The organism is Pasteurella oralis, from assembly GCF_002850605.1.
Taxonomy (GTDB): Bacteria; Pseudomonadota; Gammaproteobacteria; order Enterobacterales; family Pasteurellaceae; genus Pasteurella; species Pasteurella oralis.
This window is the reverse complement of the sequence record NZ_NXGB01000002.1, coordinates 110578-125499: the sequence shown is the minus strand read 5'-3', so window position 1 is coordinate 125499 and position 14922 is coordinate 110578. Positions and strand designations below refer to the sequence as shown.

Annotated in this window: 14 protein-coding genes; 2 read left to right on the top strand and 12 right to left on the bottom strand. The window is 34.8% G+C overall.

What is annotated here, in order from left to right; all coding sequences use genetic code 11:
- Positions 1–62 precede the first annotated feature (62 nt).
- The 6 genes from cysB to C0975_RS02955 form a co-directional block, all read right to left on the bottom strand.
- The gene (gene cysB / locus C0975_RS02980; protein WP_101774918.1) at positions 63–1034 is read right to left on the bottom strand and encodes an HTH-type transcriptional regulator CysB; all 972 of its coding nucleotides are present in this window, start codon (positions 1032–1034) and stop codon (positions 63–65) included.
- Positions 1035–1071: 37 nt separating this feature from the next.
- Entirely contained in the window at positions 1072–2106 is a 1035-nt protein-coding gene (gene rluB, locus C0975_RS02975) for a 23S rRNA pseudouridine(2605) synthase RluB (protein ID WP_101774917.1), read from the bottom strand.
- A gap of 52 nt (positions 2107–2158) precedes the next feature.
- On the bottom strand, positions 2159–2782 hold the full coding sequence (locus tag C0975_RS02970) for an L-threonylcarbamoyladenylate synthase (protein WP_101774916.1): 624 nt from the start codon (positions 2780–2782) through the stop codon (positions 2159–2161).
- Between the two features lie 252 nt (positions 2783–3034).
- Positions 3035–5431 carry a sialidase family protein gene (locus C0975_RS02965; RefSeq protein ID WP_101774915.1) on the bottom strand — a complete coding sequence of 799 codons (2397 nt, stop codon included), beginning with the start codon at positions 5429–5431 and terminating at the stop codon, positions 3035–3037.
- A 346-nt stretch (positions 5432–5777) separates the two neighbouring features.
- Positions 5778–6902, bottom strand: coding sequence for a bifunctional chorismate mutase/prephenate dehydrogenase (gene tyrA / locus C0975_RS02960; protein ID WP_101774914.1), 1125 nt, complete (start codon positions 6900–6902; stop codon positions 5778–5780).
- Positions 6903–6915: 13 nt separating this feature from the next.
- Complete coding sequence (locus C0975_RS02955) at positions 6916–7968, bottom strand: 3-deoxy-7-phosphoheptulonate synthase (RefSeq protein WP_101774913.1); 1053 nt, start codon at positions 7966–7968, stop codon at positions 6916–6918.
- Between the two features lie 388 nt (positions 7969–8356).
- On the opposite strand from C0975_RS02955, the gene ftnA (C0975_RS02950) reads away from it, so the two are divergent.
- Positions 8357–8842: a non-heme ferritin gene (gene ftnA / locus C0975_RS02950; RefSeq protein WP_101774912.1), complete on the top strand. Its 486-nt coding sequence runs from the start codon at positions 8357–8359 to the stop codon at positions 8840–8842.
- 14 nt (positions 8843–8856) lie between these two features.
- On the top strand, positions 8857–9357 hold the full coding sequence (gene ftnA, locus C0975_RS02945) for a non-heme ferritin (protein ID WP_101774911.1): 501 nt from the start codon (positions 8857–8859) through the stop codon (positions 9355–9357).
- Between the two features lie 562 nt (positions 9358–9919).
- Here ftnA (C0975_RS02945) and C0975_RS11565 read toward each other — a convergent pair.
- The 6 genes from C0975_RS11565 to C0975_RS02915 all read right to left on the bottom strand — a co-directional run bounded on the left by C0975_RS11565 (position 9920) and on the right by C0975_RS02915 (position 14902).
- Positions 9920–10645, bottom strand: a complete 726-nt coding sequence (locus tag C0975_RS11565; protein ID WP_245853287.1) for a YadA C-terminal domain-containing protein — start codon at positions 10643–10645, stop codon at positions 9920–9922.
- 763 nt (positions 10646–11408) lie between these two features.
- Complete coding sequence (rplT, locus tag C0975_RS02935) at positions 11409–11762, bottom strand: 50S ribosomal protein L20 (protein ID WP_005596075.1); 354 nt, start codon at positions 11760–11762, stop codon at positions 11409–11411.
- Positions 11763–11846: 84 nt separating this feature from the next.
- Complete coding sequence (rpmI, locus tag C0975_RS02930; RefSeq protein WP_005596065.1) at positions 11847–12044, bottom strand: 50S ribosomal protein L35; 198 nt, start codon at positions 12042–12044, stop codon at positions 11847–11849.
- 218 nt (positions 12045–12262) lie between these two features.
- Positions 12263–12805, bottom strand: coding sequence for a translation initiation factor IF-3 (gene infC / locus C0975_RS02925; protein ID WP_101774910.1), 543 nt, complete (start codon positions 12803–12805; stop codon positions 12263–12265).
- A gap of 126 nt (positions 12806–12931) precedes the next feature.
- A complete protein-coding gene (locus C0975_RS02920; protein WP_101774909.1) occupies positions 12932–13750 on the bottom strand; it encodes a D-hexose-6-phosphate mutarotase in 819 nt (272 codons plus the stop codon).
- 15 nt (positions 13751–13765) lie between these two features.
- On the bottom strand, positions 13766–14902 hold the full coding sequence (locus C0975_RS02915; RefSeq protein WP_101774908.1) for an anaerobic sulfatase maturase: 1137 nt from the start codon (positions 14900–14902) through the stop codon (positions 13766–13768).
- Positions 14903–14922 lie beyond the last annotated feature (20 nt).

Below are 14922 nucleotides of genomic sequence, written 5' to 3'. Positions count from 1 at the left end.
ATAATATCCAAAAAGAAATGGAGTTAATCCCTTTCTCTATTTTTTTGAAAATTGACGCCTACTTAACGAAAGGCTAATTCAATCCCTTCAAATAGCTTCTTCACAGCATCCTTATCACGTAGTCGTTCTGCTTTTTCAACCACATCACGCGTCAAATGAGGTGCAAAATACTGCATAAAATCATACATATATGTACGTAAAAAGGTACTGTGTTTAAATGCGATTTGTACCGCACTTGGCGCAAACAGATGATCACCTTTTAATGCCAATAAATCCGTATCGACTTCGGTATGTGCCATTGAGGCCATAATACCCACACCAAGCCCTAATCGAACATAGGTCTTTATAACATCAGCATCCGTCGCAGTAAAAACAATATTAGGTAAAATGCCAGCGCTATTAAAAGCATAATCTAAATCAGACACGCCAGTAAAACCAAAAGTGTAAGTGACTAAAGGATATTTTCCGACTTCTTCAATAGTTAAATTTTTACATTGTGCAAGTGGGTGAGCATGCTTCACGATGACTGAACGATTCCACATGTAACAAGGCAATAAAACTACATCATCAAATAAATATTGCGCTTCTGTTGTAATGGCAATATCTACATCTCCAGATAAAAGTGCATCATAAATTTGGCTTGGTGAACCTTGATGAATATGTAAACTCACATCAGGATATTTTTTAGAAAAACATTCAACCACAGGGGGTAAAACATATCGTACTTGAGTATTGGTTGTGGCAATACGTAAAACCCCATGATTAGGCTGAGTATATTCATTAGCAACAGCTTTGATACTTTGCGTTTTGACTAATAATTCACGCGCGATTGTAACAATTTTTTGTCCTGCGGGCGTGAGTGATTTAATGTGCTTCCCATTACGTTCAAAGATTTCTAAACCAAGTTCATCTTCTAACAAACGAACTTGTTTACTAATACCAGGTTGTGAAGTAAACAGCGCATTCGCAGCTTCTGTCACATTCAAATTTTGATTAACAATTTCAACAATATAACGTAGTTGTTGTATTTTCATGCATTTGTCCTCTCACAGCACTTGCTCAGAAGAAAAATTATTTTTTATAACGCTTACTTAACTCTGTATAACGCTTCACAGCCTTGCGAATTTGTCCTGTTTTCGCTCGGCGACGAGGTTTTGTGACGTCAAGTTTCGTTTCCACCTCAGGTGGTAACCCAACTAACTCCCTTAGATAATTTACATTGATTAAGTCCATTTCTTCCCAACCGCCTCGAGGCAATGACTTCATTAATGAAATATTGCCATATCGAGTACGAATTAAACGGCTGACCTGTACACCTTGTGACTCCCATAAACGACGGACTTCACGATTACGTCCTTCCATAAGTGTCACATCAAACCATTGATTAATCCCTACACCACCAGCAAATTTGATTTCTTTAAAGTTTGCTGGACCATCTTCTAATTGCACGCCTTTTTTCAAGCGGTGCAACATAGCATCATCAACCTGTCCAAACACACGTACAGAATACTCTCGTTCAACTTCTCGACTTGGGTGCATTAAACGATTGGCTAGTTCACCATCAGTCGTAAATAACAATAAGCCTGACGTATTAATATCCAAACGCCCAACTGCGATCCAACGCGCTCCTGTTAAACGAGGTAAACGGTCAAAGACAGTAGCGCGTCCTTCTGGATCATGGCGAGTACAAAGTTCACCTTCTGGTTTGTAATACATCAATACACGACAGACTTCTTTTTGTGCTTGTTTTAAATTCACAATATGCCCATCAATACGCACCTTTACGCCAGAATGAACATTAATACGATCACCCAATGTGGCGATTTTACCGTCAACACTAACACGCTTCTCAACAATCATCGCTTCAATTTCACGACGCGATCCTTGACCTGCTCGTGCTAATACTTTCTGTAATTTCTCACCTTCTACATTCGCTTTTGAAACAAGGGACTTTGGTGTAGATTTTACTGCACTAACAGGTTTATCCTGCATACTAGCCGCTGGCTTGATGACATTAGAAACCACTTTTGGATTTGATGTATTTCTTTGTCCTTTTTTCTCAAAGTGCGGTCGATTTTGACGAGAATTTGTTTTAGTAGATTTCATATTTCCTCTAAATTGTCGCTTTCACAAGCGTCTATACTTATAACTATATGCATTAAATAAAGGGGGTGATTGACCCACTGCCTTCACGCATAATGATTGGTGTATCTGTTGTTAAATCAACAACTGTTGTTGGCTCTTGTCCAAGGTACCCACCATGAATAATTAAATCCACCTGACGCTCTAAACGATCTCTAATTTCCTCTGGATCCGACTGTGTCATATATTCCTCACCAGGTAACATAAGCGAACAAGATAAAATTGGCTCACCTAATGCTTTTAGTAAATCTAACGCAATTTGATTGTCAGGCACTCGAATACCAATTGTCTTACGTTTGGAAGTCATCAAACGTCTTGGTAATTCTTTCGTTGCCGTTAGAATAAAAGTATAACGTCCTGGTGTATTATTTTTAATTAAACGATAAGCACTGTTATTCACCAGAGAGTAAGTGGATAGCTCAGATAAATCGCTACATACGAGTGTAAAATTATGCCCTTCTGGTAGCTGACGAATTTTTACAATACGATCCATTGCATGTTTATCTCCAATCATACAACCAAGTGCATAACCAGAATCCGTCGGATAGACAATCACTCCACCATCACGCAAAATCTCAACAGCTTGATTGATCAATCTCACTTGTGGATTTTCTGGATGAATATAAAAAAATTGACTCATAACTCAAATATTTTTATCAAAAAATAATTCTTATTATACACTTTGTTGCATAAATCTTATAACGATTTGATTGAAAAATAACAAAAAACCAAAAGAAATCAGCTTGATCAAAAGCACAACTCAATTCTAACTCTTGACTATTTAGCCAATAAAAATAAACCCACTTTAAATAAGTGGGTTTATTGGTACTATTAAGGACATTAAAGTCTACAATTTCTTAATCTGTAAAAATTGAAGCCATTAATTTTTTTATCACCAGTTATAACCCAAATTAATGCCTAAACTGACCTCAGAAGATTGTGAACCATATTTTTGTAACTTTAATTTAGTGCCAAGTGAAATACTATTTGCAAATTGTTTTTCAAGTCCTACATTGACACCATAAACAACACTGCTTGATTTAATTCTATGTTGGTTATCTTTGTAATTAGCTTGCGATAATGTAGCGCCATCTTTAACTAAAGCAACATTTGGTCTAATAGTCACTTTAATATCTGCTAAGTTATAAGCGATATTTAGTCCCACATCACCAGCCATAACGAGGCGCTTATTCAATGCGACATCTTCATCAATTAATGTTTTAGATGATAAAGAAGCATAAGCACCAACTGACGGTGCTAACGTAAGATGATTATCAACTTTGAATTCGTGAGCATAGTTAATATAAAGATCCACATTATTGTTTCTTTCTATGAAGTCATCATGTTTAACTGTTCTATAGCGTAAGAACGCGGACAGTACATTCTCATCTTTGCGATATTTTGTTCTTACCCCCACTGCGTTAGTTTTTCCGTCTTTTTTGTCATGTTCAAAAAATACACCTGCTTGTGTATTTCCACCTAAACTTGTGTTAACACCAATTGCTAACGATGGACTGTGCTTACTATTTTTGTTTACTGAATCATATTCAACAAAAACATTATTATAAGAACTATAGAGAATGTCCGTATCATAGGAATTCAATTTTTCAACATGTTTGACATAGTTAGAAAAATCCAATTTAGTATTTAGGGCTAAAAACGAATGACGCAACATGTGCATCAAATCTTGTATACTTAAATAGTTCAGATAAGTTTCACTAGTATCACTAGTCAAGCTTCTCACTTCATTCACATCTCGATTAAATTGCTTGATTTTTGAAGGCAAGGCTCTAGTCATTGCGGCAGACTGTTTAGTCAATTCAGTAACTTCATCTTTTAATCCTTTCATTTCACGGTTTAATACTACAGATTCAGAAACCGCATTACCATTTGCTCTTTGCATTTTGGCACTAAGCGTATCTTTTTGTCCTTTATTTAAATGTTCTAATGCCTTTATTTGCGCTACTTCAGTAGCAATTTCATCAGTCAATCCCCATTCGGTCGCTTTATCTTCAATAGTCTTCATATGCTCAGTTAAGTTTTTAACTGTAATATCACCATCATCCTCAAACGCAATAAATAAGTTGCCTTCTTTATAAGCTAAAGAAGAATAGCCCGCGCCAGCAGCATTACCAGACCCAGGTCTAATAATTGCAACTTCATATTTATGATCTGGATTCTTCGCATCTAACATCCATAAGGCTAAATTACCACGTGCATATCTATCATTCCCATTGCCATTCGGTTTCGAAACTAACAACACACGTTTCCCACTTGGTAATGTCACATAAATTGATGAACCTTGTGATGGCGCCGCTGTTGTTGTACTAAAACCATTAACAGGACTATATTCATGCCAAGTTTTACCTAAATCTTCTGTATAATAAGCCCATCTGGTTTTTTTCGTATTGTCTTCACGACCAGTCATGACTAATTTATTACCAATCTCAAATACCATGTTTTCTAACGAACTTTGGTTTGGCGCTAATGCATTCTCAATAGCAGGCATATCCCAAGTCTTGCCATTATCTTTTGAGTACATAATTGTAGTCGCAATCCCATTAATATGAGCTGTTTGAATTGGAAAAACTAAGGTACCATCTCGCATTACAATCCCAGAACCAACGCCACCTAGAAAACCAATTGTTGGATTATTTGGATCTTTTTTAACTTTTGAAAAAACATCTGCGTTTATAGTTTTGCTAAATTCACTGTTTTTTTGCCAAGTATAACCACCATCTGTTGATTTGTAGATCGTTGCCGCCCAAACATTATCATTAAAATACGATATTCTATCCTGATACCAATTTCTCGTTCCTGTTGCCCAAGTACCATGCATCACATATAAACTACCATCAATATTATTATGAAGTAATGTTGGATCCATCGCTCTACGCAAAGGGAATTTTGACTCATTAAAACTCCAAGCTGTTCTTTTTTGCCATGTATGCCCACCATCTTCTGAAATCACTACACCTGGATCGATACGATTTTGATCACTTGCCGTTTTCCATCTCAAGTCAAACATCACAACCATTTTGTTATCGTCAGTAATTGTCATTGCTGGAATTCGGCTATAAGGTAAATTAACAGTACCGCCTGCTTCCCCGTTTGGTCCAACACCAGGCCACGGTTGCCCCGGTTTATTTATAGTAAAGCCATCTCGTCCAGCTACTTTCGTCACATTCGTGAGATTTTCATGTAAGTCAGCTTTCCAAAAAGTGTTGGCTTGCACAGCAATAGAGGTAGAAACCGTTAATAGCGATAACAAGAATACACGGCTTTTCATTTCATTCTCCTTAGGTTAATTTTAATGATTGAAAGGTCAAAAAATGATTGATTTCAAGTATATAAATTGTGAACAAAAAAACAATTACAGGAAAATACGGCTTTTGAAGGGTATTATTCAATTATTGCCAGAGAAAAATGGAGTGAAATCATCATTTTAATAATAAAAATGGAGGTTTTTATATAAAAAAATATCTATTTAATAACCAATATTTTTTTCTTAATTGTGAACTAGATCAACTTTTGTACAACTTTAATATTGCTGAAGTCAGCCTAGAATTCATTTTATGGATAAAATACATACAAAAAAGGCGGTTAATTTCCGCCTTTTTCACTTTGCTTTATATCTAAATTTGCCTGTAATCATTAGCTTGCTGTAACAACTGTCGGCTTTCTTTCAGAAATTGCTCAGAATAATCACCAAACCATTGTTTGACTTGATTAAAACTCTCAATAAACCCTTGTTTATCTCCATTAGCAAAAAAAGCTAAACTTTCTTCATAGCTTTGCTTTAAACTTTCAATAACAGCTAAATTTTCAGGTTTATCTAGGATAATATCAGCATAAAGAGCTGCATCTTGTGCGAATAAACGCCCAATCATCGCGAGCTCTAAACGATAAATGGGCGAAGATAAAGCAAGTAAACTGGCTAATTGCACAGGTTGCTTAGATAAATGCAATCCATTAGCAAAAGTAGAAAAATGACGCAACGCCTGAACGTAAGTCATACTATGATCATGTTCAATTGCATCTACAGGATAAAATTTGGCGCCCCAAATTTGCATTTGTTCAATTAACCACTGATAGCGTTGCTCAAAACGCCCATCACAACGTACAATCACTTGTTTTGCCATGCTTGCAATATCAGGACCAAACATTGGATGTAAACCTAATACTGGACCTTTATGATAATCTAACATCGCAGCTAATGGTGCTCGTTTGACCGAAGTAAGATCAGCTAATAACATATTCTCTGTTAAAAATGGTGCTAAACGCTTGATAGTTTCTACTGTATTAGCAATAGGCACAGAAATAATAACTACATCAGAATTTTTTAAAATATCGACCGCACTTTGCCAATCTTCCCGTTCTAAGACTTCAACAGAGTAACCCGATAAAGTAAAGTAATGTGCAAATAAGCTGCCTAATTTTCCCCTTCCTCCAACGATCACAATTTTTCTGATTGCAGAATTCACTTTCTTAAAGCCGAATTGATTTTCACTGGTGTAAGATTCTCGCATAACACGCCGCAACACATCTTCAATCAAATCAGCAGAAATCCCCAATGCTTCGGCTTCTAAACGTCGCGCGTTTAGCATATCTGCTTCACGTTCTGGCACATAAATTGGTAATCCATGCTTATGCTTAACTTCACCAACTTGCTTCACCAAAGCTAACCGTTGTGCTAAAAGTTGTAGCAACTCACGATCAACTTGATCTATTTGTGTTCTTAATTCTTTTAAAGCATCCACTTATCCCGCCCTTTTATTTTTTACTTAATGCTAAAGCCATATCGCGTAATAACGCTTCTGAGGTTTCCCAATCAATACAAGCATCCGTAATTGAAACCCCATATTGCATTTCGCTAACAGGTTGTTCTGCACTTTGATTACCTGCATGCAAGTGACTTTCTAACATCAAGCCAATAATCGAATGATTCCCTTCGACAATTTGCTGCACTGCATTTCGTGCAACTTTTGGTTGTAAACGGTAATCTTTATTCGAGTTACCATGGCTACAATCAATCATAATCGCTTGTTCTAATCCTGCTTGTTCTAACGCCTGTTCACATTGTGCGATAAACTCAGCTTCATAATTAGGCGTTTTACCACCACGTAAAATCACATGCCCATTTGGATTACCCGCAGTATGTAGTAAATTCACTTGACCTTGCTGATTAATACCAATAAAACTATGCCCCATTGAGGCGGCTTTCATTGCATTAATGGCTGTTGCCAAACTACCGTCTGTACCATTTTTAAAGCCTACTGCCATCGATAGACCTGAAGACATTTCACGATGAGTTTGTGATTCTGTTGTTCTTGCCCCAATCGCAGACCAACTAAATAGATCTGCCATATACTGAGGTGTAATAGGGTCAAGTGCTTCTGTAGCTAAAGGCAATCCCATTTCAGCAAGTTCTAACAGTAATTCTCTCGCAATATGTAAACCATGCTCAACATCAAAAGAGCCATCAATTTTAGGATCATTAATTAATCCCTTCCAACCCACAGTGGTTCTTGGCTTTTCAAAATACACTCGCATAACAATATAGAGTTGATCTTTTAATTCATCAGAAAGTGCTTTTAAACGTGCTGCATACTCTAAAGCAGCAATTGGATCATGAATAGAGCAAGGTCCAATAACGACTAGTAAACGGGGATCTCTTTTATGGATGATATTCGCAATATCACGGCGAGATTGTTCTATCTGTGTACGTAACGGGGCTAATAAAGGTAATTTTTCTTTCAGTTCACGTGGTGTGATGAGTACTTTTTCACCAACAATATTGACGTTATGGATGCTATCTTTATTCATTTTTATTATCCTTGAAACATTAATTATGAAACAGACCAAATAATGTAAACTTTTCTATACAAAAAATGTAAAAAATAAATTACACCAAAATCTCTTCAGATTCAATCATTAAATAGTGTTTTAATGAAAAATGCGTATCTATCCTAACTAATTGTTTTGCAATTGTTAATATTTTCTACTATAGCAATTGATAATCTCTTTCATTTACACATTCCAAATGAGAATGGTTTTTGTTAAATTTTCATTATAAATTAATAAGTTACAAAAAATTTTAGATAAAAATAACTTGCTTATTCTCAATAACGTCTATACAATGCCTGCATCATATAGATTAAATAATAATCTATTATTCATTATTTTTTAACATAGCAACGGAAAGGGGTTAGTTATGCTAAGCAAAGCAATTGCAGAAAAGCTAAACGAACAAATCAATTTGGAATTTTATTCTTCTAATGTTTATTTACAAATGAGCGCATGGTGCGCGCATAATGGTTATGAAGGTGCTGCGGCATTTCTTTTACGTCATGCTGACGAAGAAATGGAACATATGCAAAAATTGTTCAATTATGTCAGTGAAACAAGTGGGATGCCATTGTTAGGCAAAATTGAAGCACCTAAAAATGATTACAAAACATTAAAAGAAATTTTTGAGATCACCTTAGAGCATGAAAAATTTGTCACCTCAAAAATTAACGAACTTGTTGAAGTGACATTTGCAGATAAAGATTATTCTACTTTTAACTTCTTACAGTGGTATGTCGCAGAACAACACGAAGAAGAAATGTTATTCAATAGTATTATTGATAAGTTCAACTTATTAGGCGAAGATGGTCGTTCACTCTACTTTATTGATCGTGATTTAGCCACATTATAATTTAGGAGAAAAATATGTTATCGCAAAATGTTATTAATTTATTGAATGAACAAATGAACCTTGAGTTCTATTCTTCTAATTTATATTTACAAATGAGTGCTTGGTGTGAACAAAATGGTTTTGATGGCACAGCAAAATTCCTTGCTGCCCACGCAGCAGAAGAAATGCAACACATGCGTAAACTCTTTACTTATTTAAATGAAACTGGTGCATTAGCGATTATTGGCGAAATTGCAGCCCCAGCACACCAATATTCTTGCCTTAAAGAAGTGCTTGAAATCACTTACAAACACGAAAAATTAATTACTGAAAAAATTAATGAATTAGTAGGTAAGACATTTGAAGAGAAAGATTATTCAGCGTTTAACTTCTTACAATGGTATGTGGCAGAACAACATGAAGAAGAAAAACTCTTTAGCGGTATTTTAGATAAACTCAATTTACTTGGTGAAGATGGTAAAGGTTTATTCTTAATTGATAAAGATTTAGGTAATTTAGTTGCTAATACTCAGTAATTTTTACTATACGAGAGTTGTTATAACAGTAAGTTTCATTAGATAAAATGAAATAAATGTTAAAATGTTTAGCAGGTTGGAATTTAAGTTCCAACCTTTTTTATAAACAAATCACTCATTCTTCCTCAGCTACTCATTAAATCCATCTTTGAAAAAGGATTTTTGTCATGTATAAATATTCATCTGAATTCATAAAAAATCATCTTTATTAATTAAAAATCTAAAGTAAGTTATCGTTTTTAGATTTTCCTTTCAGAATCTTCGCATTATTTTTATTCATTTTATCTTATTAATAAGGGAAATAATTATTTTGTTAAAAAAGAGATATACCAAAATGCATCTTAAAATATGATTGATATTTAATCATACAAAGAAAATAATAGTTCTCCAAAATATATAAAAAAACCCACGTTAAAGTGGGTTTTTTCACAAAATATTCAATTAACAATTTACTACAAAGTTATAAATTAATCCATTAACTCTATAATAAATTACTCAAAGAATATTTTTCTTCATTTAATCACGGATTCATAAGAAATTAATTTAAGTCATTTAAATATCATTAAAACTCGTAGTTCACACCCATATTATAAGATACTGCTGAACCACCAATGCTTTTTGAAAGTCCTGCTTTTGCGGCAATATTTTCATTAAAGCGATAACCAGTACCCACTGCAATCGCGCTATTTGATTGATATCCGCCAACCGCTGCCGTTAAACTGACTTTACCAACATTATAAGGTTGGAATAAGCCATTTAATGCTGATTGTGTCGCAAGACCACGACGCAGATCTTTATTTAAGTTACTCAAACGCTTTTTGATATTTTCAATGTCATGAATATTACTACCGACATATTTTTGTAAATCTTCAATAGCATGTTTATTAACTTCAATTGCAACTTTATTTTCCATGATAGAAAGAGTATTTTTACCAATAGAACTTTGGTTAAGTTTTATTGCCTCCAGATTAGAATTTATTTTTTCTTCATTAATATTAATTCCATCATTTAAAAGAGCTAAATTATTATATAAAAATTTATAAAAAACAAAATAAGGATAGGGACTTCCTTGCGGCCATTTTTTCATTTCACTAAGCCCCAAAGATAAGTTAGTATATTCGCTCGAACTAATAAGTGTAGAAGTTTTTTCGTTACTATTATATTCTGAAAGAAGTTGATTTGCTTTATCTAATGCCTTTTGCTCTATTGTTTTTCCTTCTGCTAATGCGATACTACTCGCTAAGCTAAAAGATACCGCTACTCCGACGGCAATTTTTGATAAATTCATTAAGTTTTCTCCTTGATTTACTTATACAACTTTTATTTATCCAATGATTAAATCCATTAGCCTATTTAATAAATCAATATCCTACTGATTCATTAAACACGGGAGCAGATTTTATATAATTTCATCTTTTGTACAAGCATTTTTTATTTCTTTTATTTCATTTGCACAAATATAAAACCAAACCAGAATAAAAACAATACCACTTAAATATAATCTAACAAAATTTAGACAAATAAACACTCACCAGAAAATTTAAAAATAAAATCATATATTAATCTATTATAGGATTAAATATAATCAATACAGGATAATTAATAACCCAACCTCATAATGATACAACCTTAATCTTTATCATTAATTAATCATCTTCAAAATAAAGATAAAACAAGAAGTTAATAAAATATATTCAACAGTAAATTTTAAAAAATAATTATTATAAAAAATTATTTTAATAAACGGATTTTGACGTAAATAATTATTAATTTTGACAGAAAGCTCTAATAAAATGCTTATCAAAATGTACCTGAGATTTAACTTTTTTATAAGTGAATTTCAATAATATATAAATAAGTTGGTATATATAAGGACAAAAACCATGACTAGATTTGATAAAAAAATTTTGCCGCATTCAGACATATAACCATCTCTCATCTTTTCAAAAGGAGATAGAACACCTATTTTAGCTAAGGAGTAATAAATTAAATTTTGTTAGCAACAAAAAAGGACGCTAAACAGCGTCCTCATTGCTCTTTACTTTAAAAAATTAAAGTGCAGATTTTGCTTTTTCTACTAATGCAGCAAAAGCCACTTTGTCAAATACAGCGATATCAGCAAGGATCTTACGGTCAATTTCAACTGAAGCTTTTTTCAAGCCATTGATAAATTTGCTGTAAGATAAACCATTTTGACGCGCCGCAGCATTGATACGAGCAATCCATAATTGACGGAATTGACGTTTACGTTGACGACGGTCACGATATGCATATTGACCAGCTTTAATTACTGCTTGGAACGCAACACGATAAACACGTGAACGAGCACCATAATAACCTTTAGCAGCCTTAAGAACTTTCTTATGGCGTGCTCTTGCAATAACACCACGTTTTACACGAGCCATTATTTAATCTCCTATTGTCTATTTATCTTTGGACATAAAATGTTATGTCCTTACTAAAAATTTACTATTCGTACGTTCAACGGCTTATGCGTATGGTAAGCACGCTACTACTAAAACTTGGTCAGCTTTCGCAACCATTGATTTATGACGTAAATGACGTTTACGCTTAGTGGTCTTTTTAGTCAAAATATGACGTAAGTGAGATTGTTTACGTTTGAAACCGCCTGAAGCTGTTTTTTTGAAACGCTTCGCAGCACCACGTACTGTTTTAATTTTAGGCATAAGTTTTTATAACTCCGCATTGTTTAAATACTAATGGTATCTTCATCTTTTTACTTCCACTCAGCCAAGCTTCTTCAACTATGCAATTTGCACTTTCTCGTCAGCTCTCTTTGCGTCAGCCTCAAATCTGAAGACGCTACGTTAATAATTAGGCGAATTAAAGTGCGGTCAAAATTTTAGAAATTTCGACCGCACTTAATTACTTGAGCTTGCACTAATTATTTCTTTTTCGGGGCAAGTACCATGACTGCTTGACGACCTTCAAGTTTTCCCGGTGCAGATTCTACAACCGAGATGTCCGCTAGATCGTTTTTAACACGCTCTAACACCTCTAAGCCTATATCTTGGTGAGCCATTTCACGTCCGCGGAAACGCACTGTGATTTTAGCTTTGTCCCCGTCTTCTAAAAAGCGAATCAGGCTGCGTAGTTTTACCTGATAGTCGCCTTCGTCTGTACCAGGACGGAATTTAATTTCCTTCACTTGTACAACTTTCTGTTTCTTCTTCTGCTCTTTTGCCGCTTTACCTTTTTCATAAAGGAACTTACCGTAATTCATAATGCGACACACTGGCGGCTCTGCATTTGGACTAATTTCAACGAGATCTAATTCGGCTTGCTCTGCCATTTCTAATGCTTGTTGAATTGATACAATACCTGCTTGTTCGCCATCTTGGTCAATCAAACGAACTTCTTTCACTCGAATTTCATCATTAATGCGATTCGGACGATTAGCAACTGGTGCTTTTTTTACGGTCTTAATAGTCTTATTCCTCTATTAGTTTATATTGCTTTCATCTGCTTGGCAGAAGAAGATTATTTGCTGTTCAAAAATGAACAAAAACGGACCGAATTCTACTGGATTTTAAAGATTTATGCAATAACCAACTCAGCGATTTTTGCTGGATAACAAGACACTAAGACTTTCACCAAAACTCAAGGGGTGATAAATTCGCGCACTTTCTAAACAAATCATTTGTTGATAATCTTCAGCTTGCATTGCACCCATTGGATTTTGCCATGGATTCCATAACACGATTTCGCTGGCATGTTGATGTACAATTTTAATTTGACGTTCAAATTGCTCATCAACAATGTAATTTACATTCTCTTCTACACTATAAATACAATCAACATGTTGAGTAATCCGACGGGTAGAAGGTAAATCTTCTTGTTGCTGCGTAATCGCATTAAAACCATTTCGAGGCAAATTTTGAATTGTCACTTGCGCGATATTGCTCAATTTAAAATAGCTATGCAGTGCAGCTTGAGCAGGATGTTGTGCACAATGCATTAACGTAATTTCACATTTATCAGTAAAGGACATGGTCACTTTAGCTTCAAGTATATTCTGCGTATCAAATAATGCAAACTCTAACTTAACTTGCTTTGATGTGATGTCATGATGGCTTAACTGCCATAAACGTAAACGTGCAGTACCATGAATAGGCTGCTTCGCGGCACCAAACCAAGGATAACAAATCGGCACACCACCGCGAATCGGGTTTTCTAAGATAAAAGGTTCAATATCACTTAACCAGAAAATATCTTGACTTTCGTTTTGTGGTTGCCAGCTTAATAATTGTGCACCTTGTAAAGCAATTTTAGCCTCTCCCACACGATGGCTTAATTCTAATACGGGAATTTCGTTGTAACGATATAAAGTCAACTCTGGGGTAAATTGTTTCATTTTGGTTATATTGATCATTTGTTACTCCTCCAATTATTGTCCCCTTGCAAACCGAATTTGATGACGCATTTGTTGCATATCTTCAGCTGTTTGGTGGAAAAAATAGCGGTAAGAAGCACATAAATAATTGTGCCTAAAAGATTCACCTACTAACGACACAATACGATGTTTAGGACAACCACCTTGACATAAAGCTTTAAACTCACATTGTTGACAAATTTGAGTCAATTGACTTTGTTTTGCTAACCCAAATTGCTGTTGCTGTGGTTGTTGTACTAATTCAGCTAAAGCGCTGTGATTTAAATTGCCAAGCTTGTATTCAGGGTAAACAAAGTGATCACAAGCATAAACATCCCCATTAGCTTCTACGACTAATGATTTTCCACAAGTCGGTTGATGTATACAGCTACTTGATGGATAACCTAACCATTGCCCAAGCAAATTATCAAACTCCAACACAAAAACTTGTCCCACATCTTCTTTTTTCCATTCTCTAAAGACATCTACTAAAAAATGTCCATAACCTTCTGGTGGCACAGAAAAGGGTTGTACTTGTTGAGCATGTTGTTCCACAATTGGGATAAATTGCATAAACCTTGAACCCATCGCCTTCAAAGCAAGATAAGTTTCTTTTCCTTTGTGCCAATTTTGATCGTTAATCACTGTTAATGTATTGAAATCCACTTGATATTGTTTCAATAGCGCTAACGCCTGCACGACACGTTCAAAAGTCGGTTGTCCGTTACTGGTAATGCGGTAACGATTATGTACAGCACTTAGTCCATCTATAGATAATCCAATCAGAAATTGGTGTTGTTTGAAAAACTCAACCCATTGCCGATTTAATGCAATACCATTCGTTTGGAATGCATTAGTAATCATTTTTCCATTCGCAAATTCTTGTTGAAAATGTACCGCACTTTTAAAAAAATTTAAGCCAAGTAAAGTAGGTTCCCCTCCTTGCCATGCAAACTCCACTCGATTACTAGCGTGAGACTCAATATAATTTTTGATGTAATTTTTTAGTGTTTGCTGCGACATGAACGCAGTTTGTTTACCAAAGGTCCGTTCTTTGTCAAGGTAGAAACAATACTCACATTGAATATTACAATGAAAGCTACTTGGCTTTGCCATTAAATGAAAATTTGCTTTCCGCGAAAAGACTGACATCTGTTTTGTCCTTATACTCC

Bases quoted from the DNA above. Each gene is read 5' to 3' on its own strand.
- cysB (WP_101774918.1), bottom strand. From the start codon at position 1,034: ATGAAAATACAACAACTACGTTATATTGTTGAAATTGTTAATCAAAAT.
- rluB (WP_101774917.1), bottom strand. From the start codon at position 2,106: ATGAAATCTACTAAAACAAATTCTCGTCAAAATCGACCGCACTTTGAG.
- C0975_RS02970 (WP_101774916.1), bottom strand. From the start codon at position 2,782: ATGAGTCAATTTTTTTATATTCATCCAGAAAATCCACAAGTGAGATTG.
- C0975_RS02965 (WP_101774915.1), bottom strand. From the start codon at position 5,431: ATGAAAAGCCGTGTATTCTTGTTATCGCTATTAACGGTTTCTACCTCT.
- C0975_RS02955 (WP_101774913.1), bottom strand. From the start codon at position 7,968: ATGAATAAAGATAGCATCCATAACGTCAATATTGTTGGTGAAAAAGTA.
- ftnA (WP_101774912.1), top strand. From the start codon at position 8,357: ATGCTAAGCAAAGCAATTGCAGAAAAGCTAAACGAACAAATCAATTTG.
- ftnA (WP_101774911.1), top strand. From the start codon at position 8,857: ATGTTATCGCAAAATGTTATTAATTTATTGAATGAACAAATGAACCTT.
- C0975_RS11565 (WP_245853287.1), bottom strand. From the start codon at position 10,645: ATGAATTTATCAAAAATTGCCGTCGGAGTAGCGGTATCTTTTAGCTTA.
- rplT (WP_005596075.1), bottom strand. From the start codon at position 11,762: ATGGCTCGTGTAAAACGTGGTGTTATTGCAAGAGCACGCCATAAGAAA.
- rpmI (WP_005596065.1), bottom strand. From the start codon at position 12,044: ATGCCTAAAATTAAAACAGTACGTGGTGCTGCGAAGCGTTTCAAAAAA.
- C0975_RS02920 (WP_101774909.1), bottom strand. From the start codon at position 13,750: ATGATCAATATAACCAAAATGAAACAATTTACCCCAGAGTTGACTTTA.
- C0975_RS02915 (WP_101774908.1), bottom strand. From the start codon at position 14,902: ATGTCAGTCTTTTCGCGGAAAGCAAATTTTCATTTAATGGCAAAGCCA.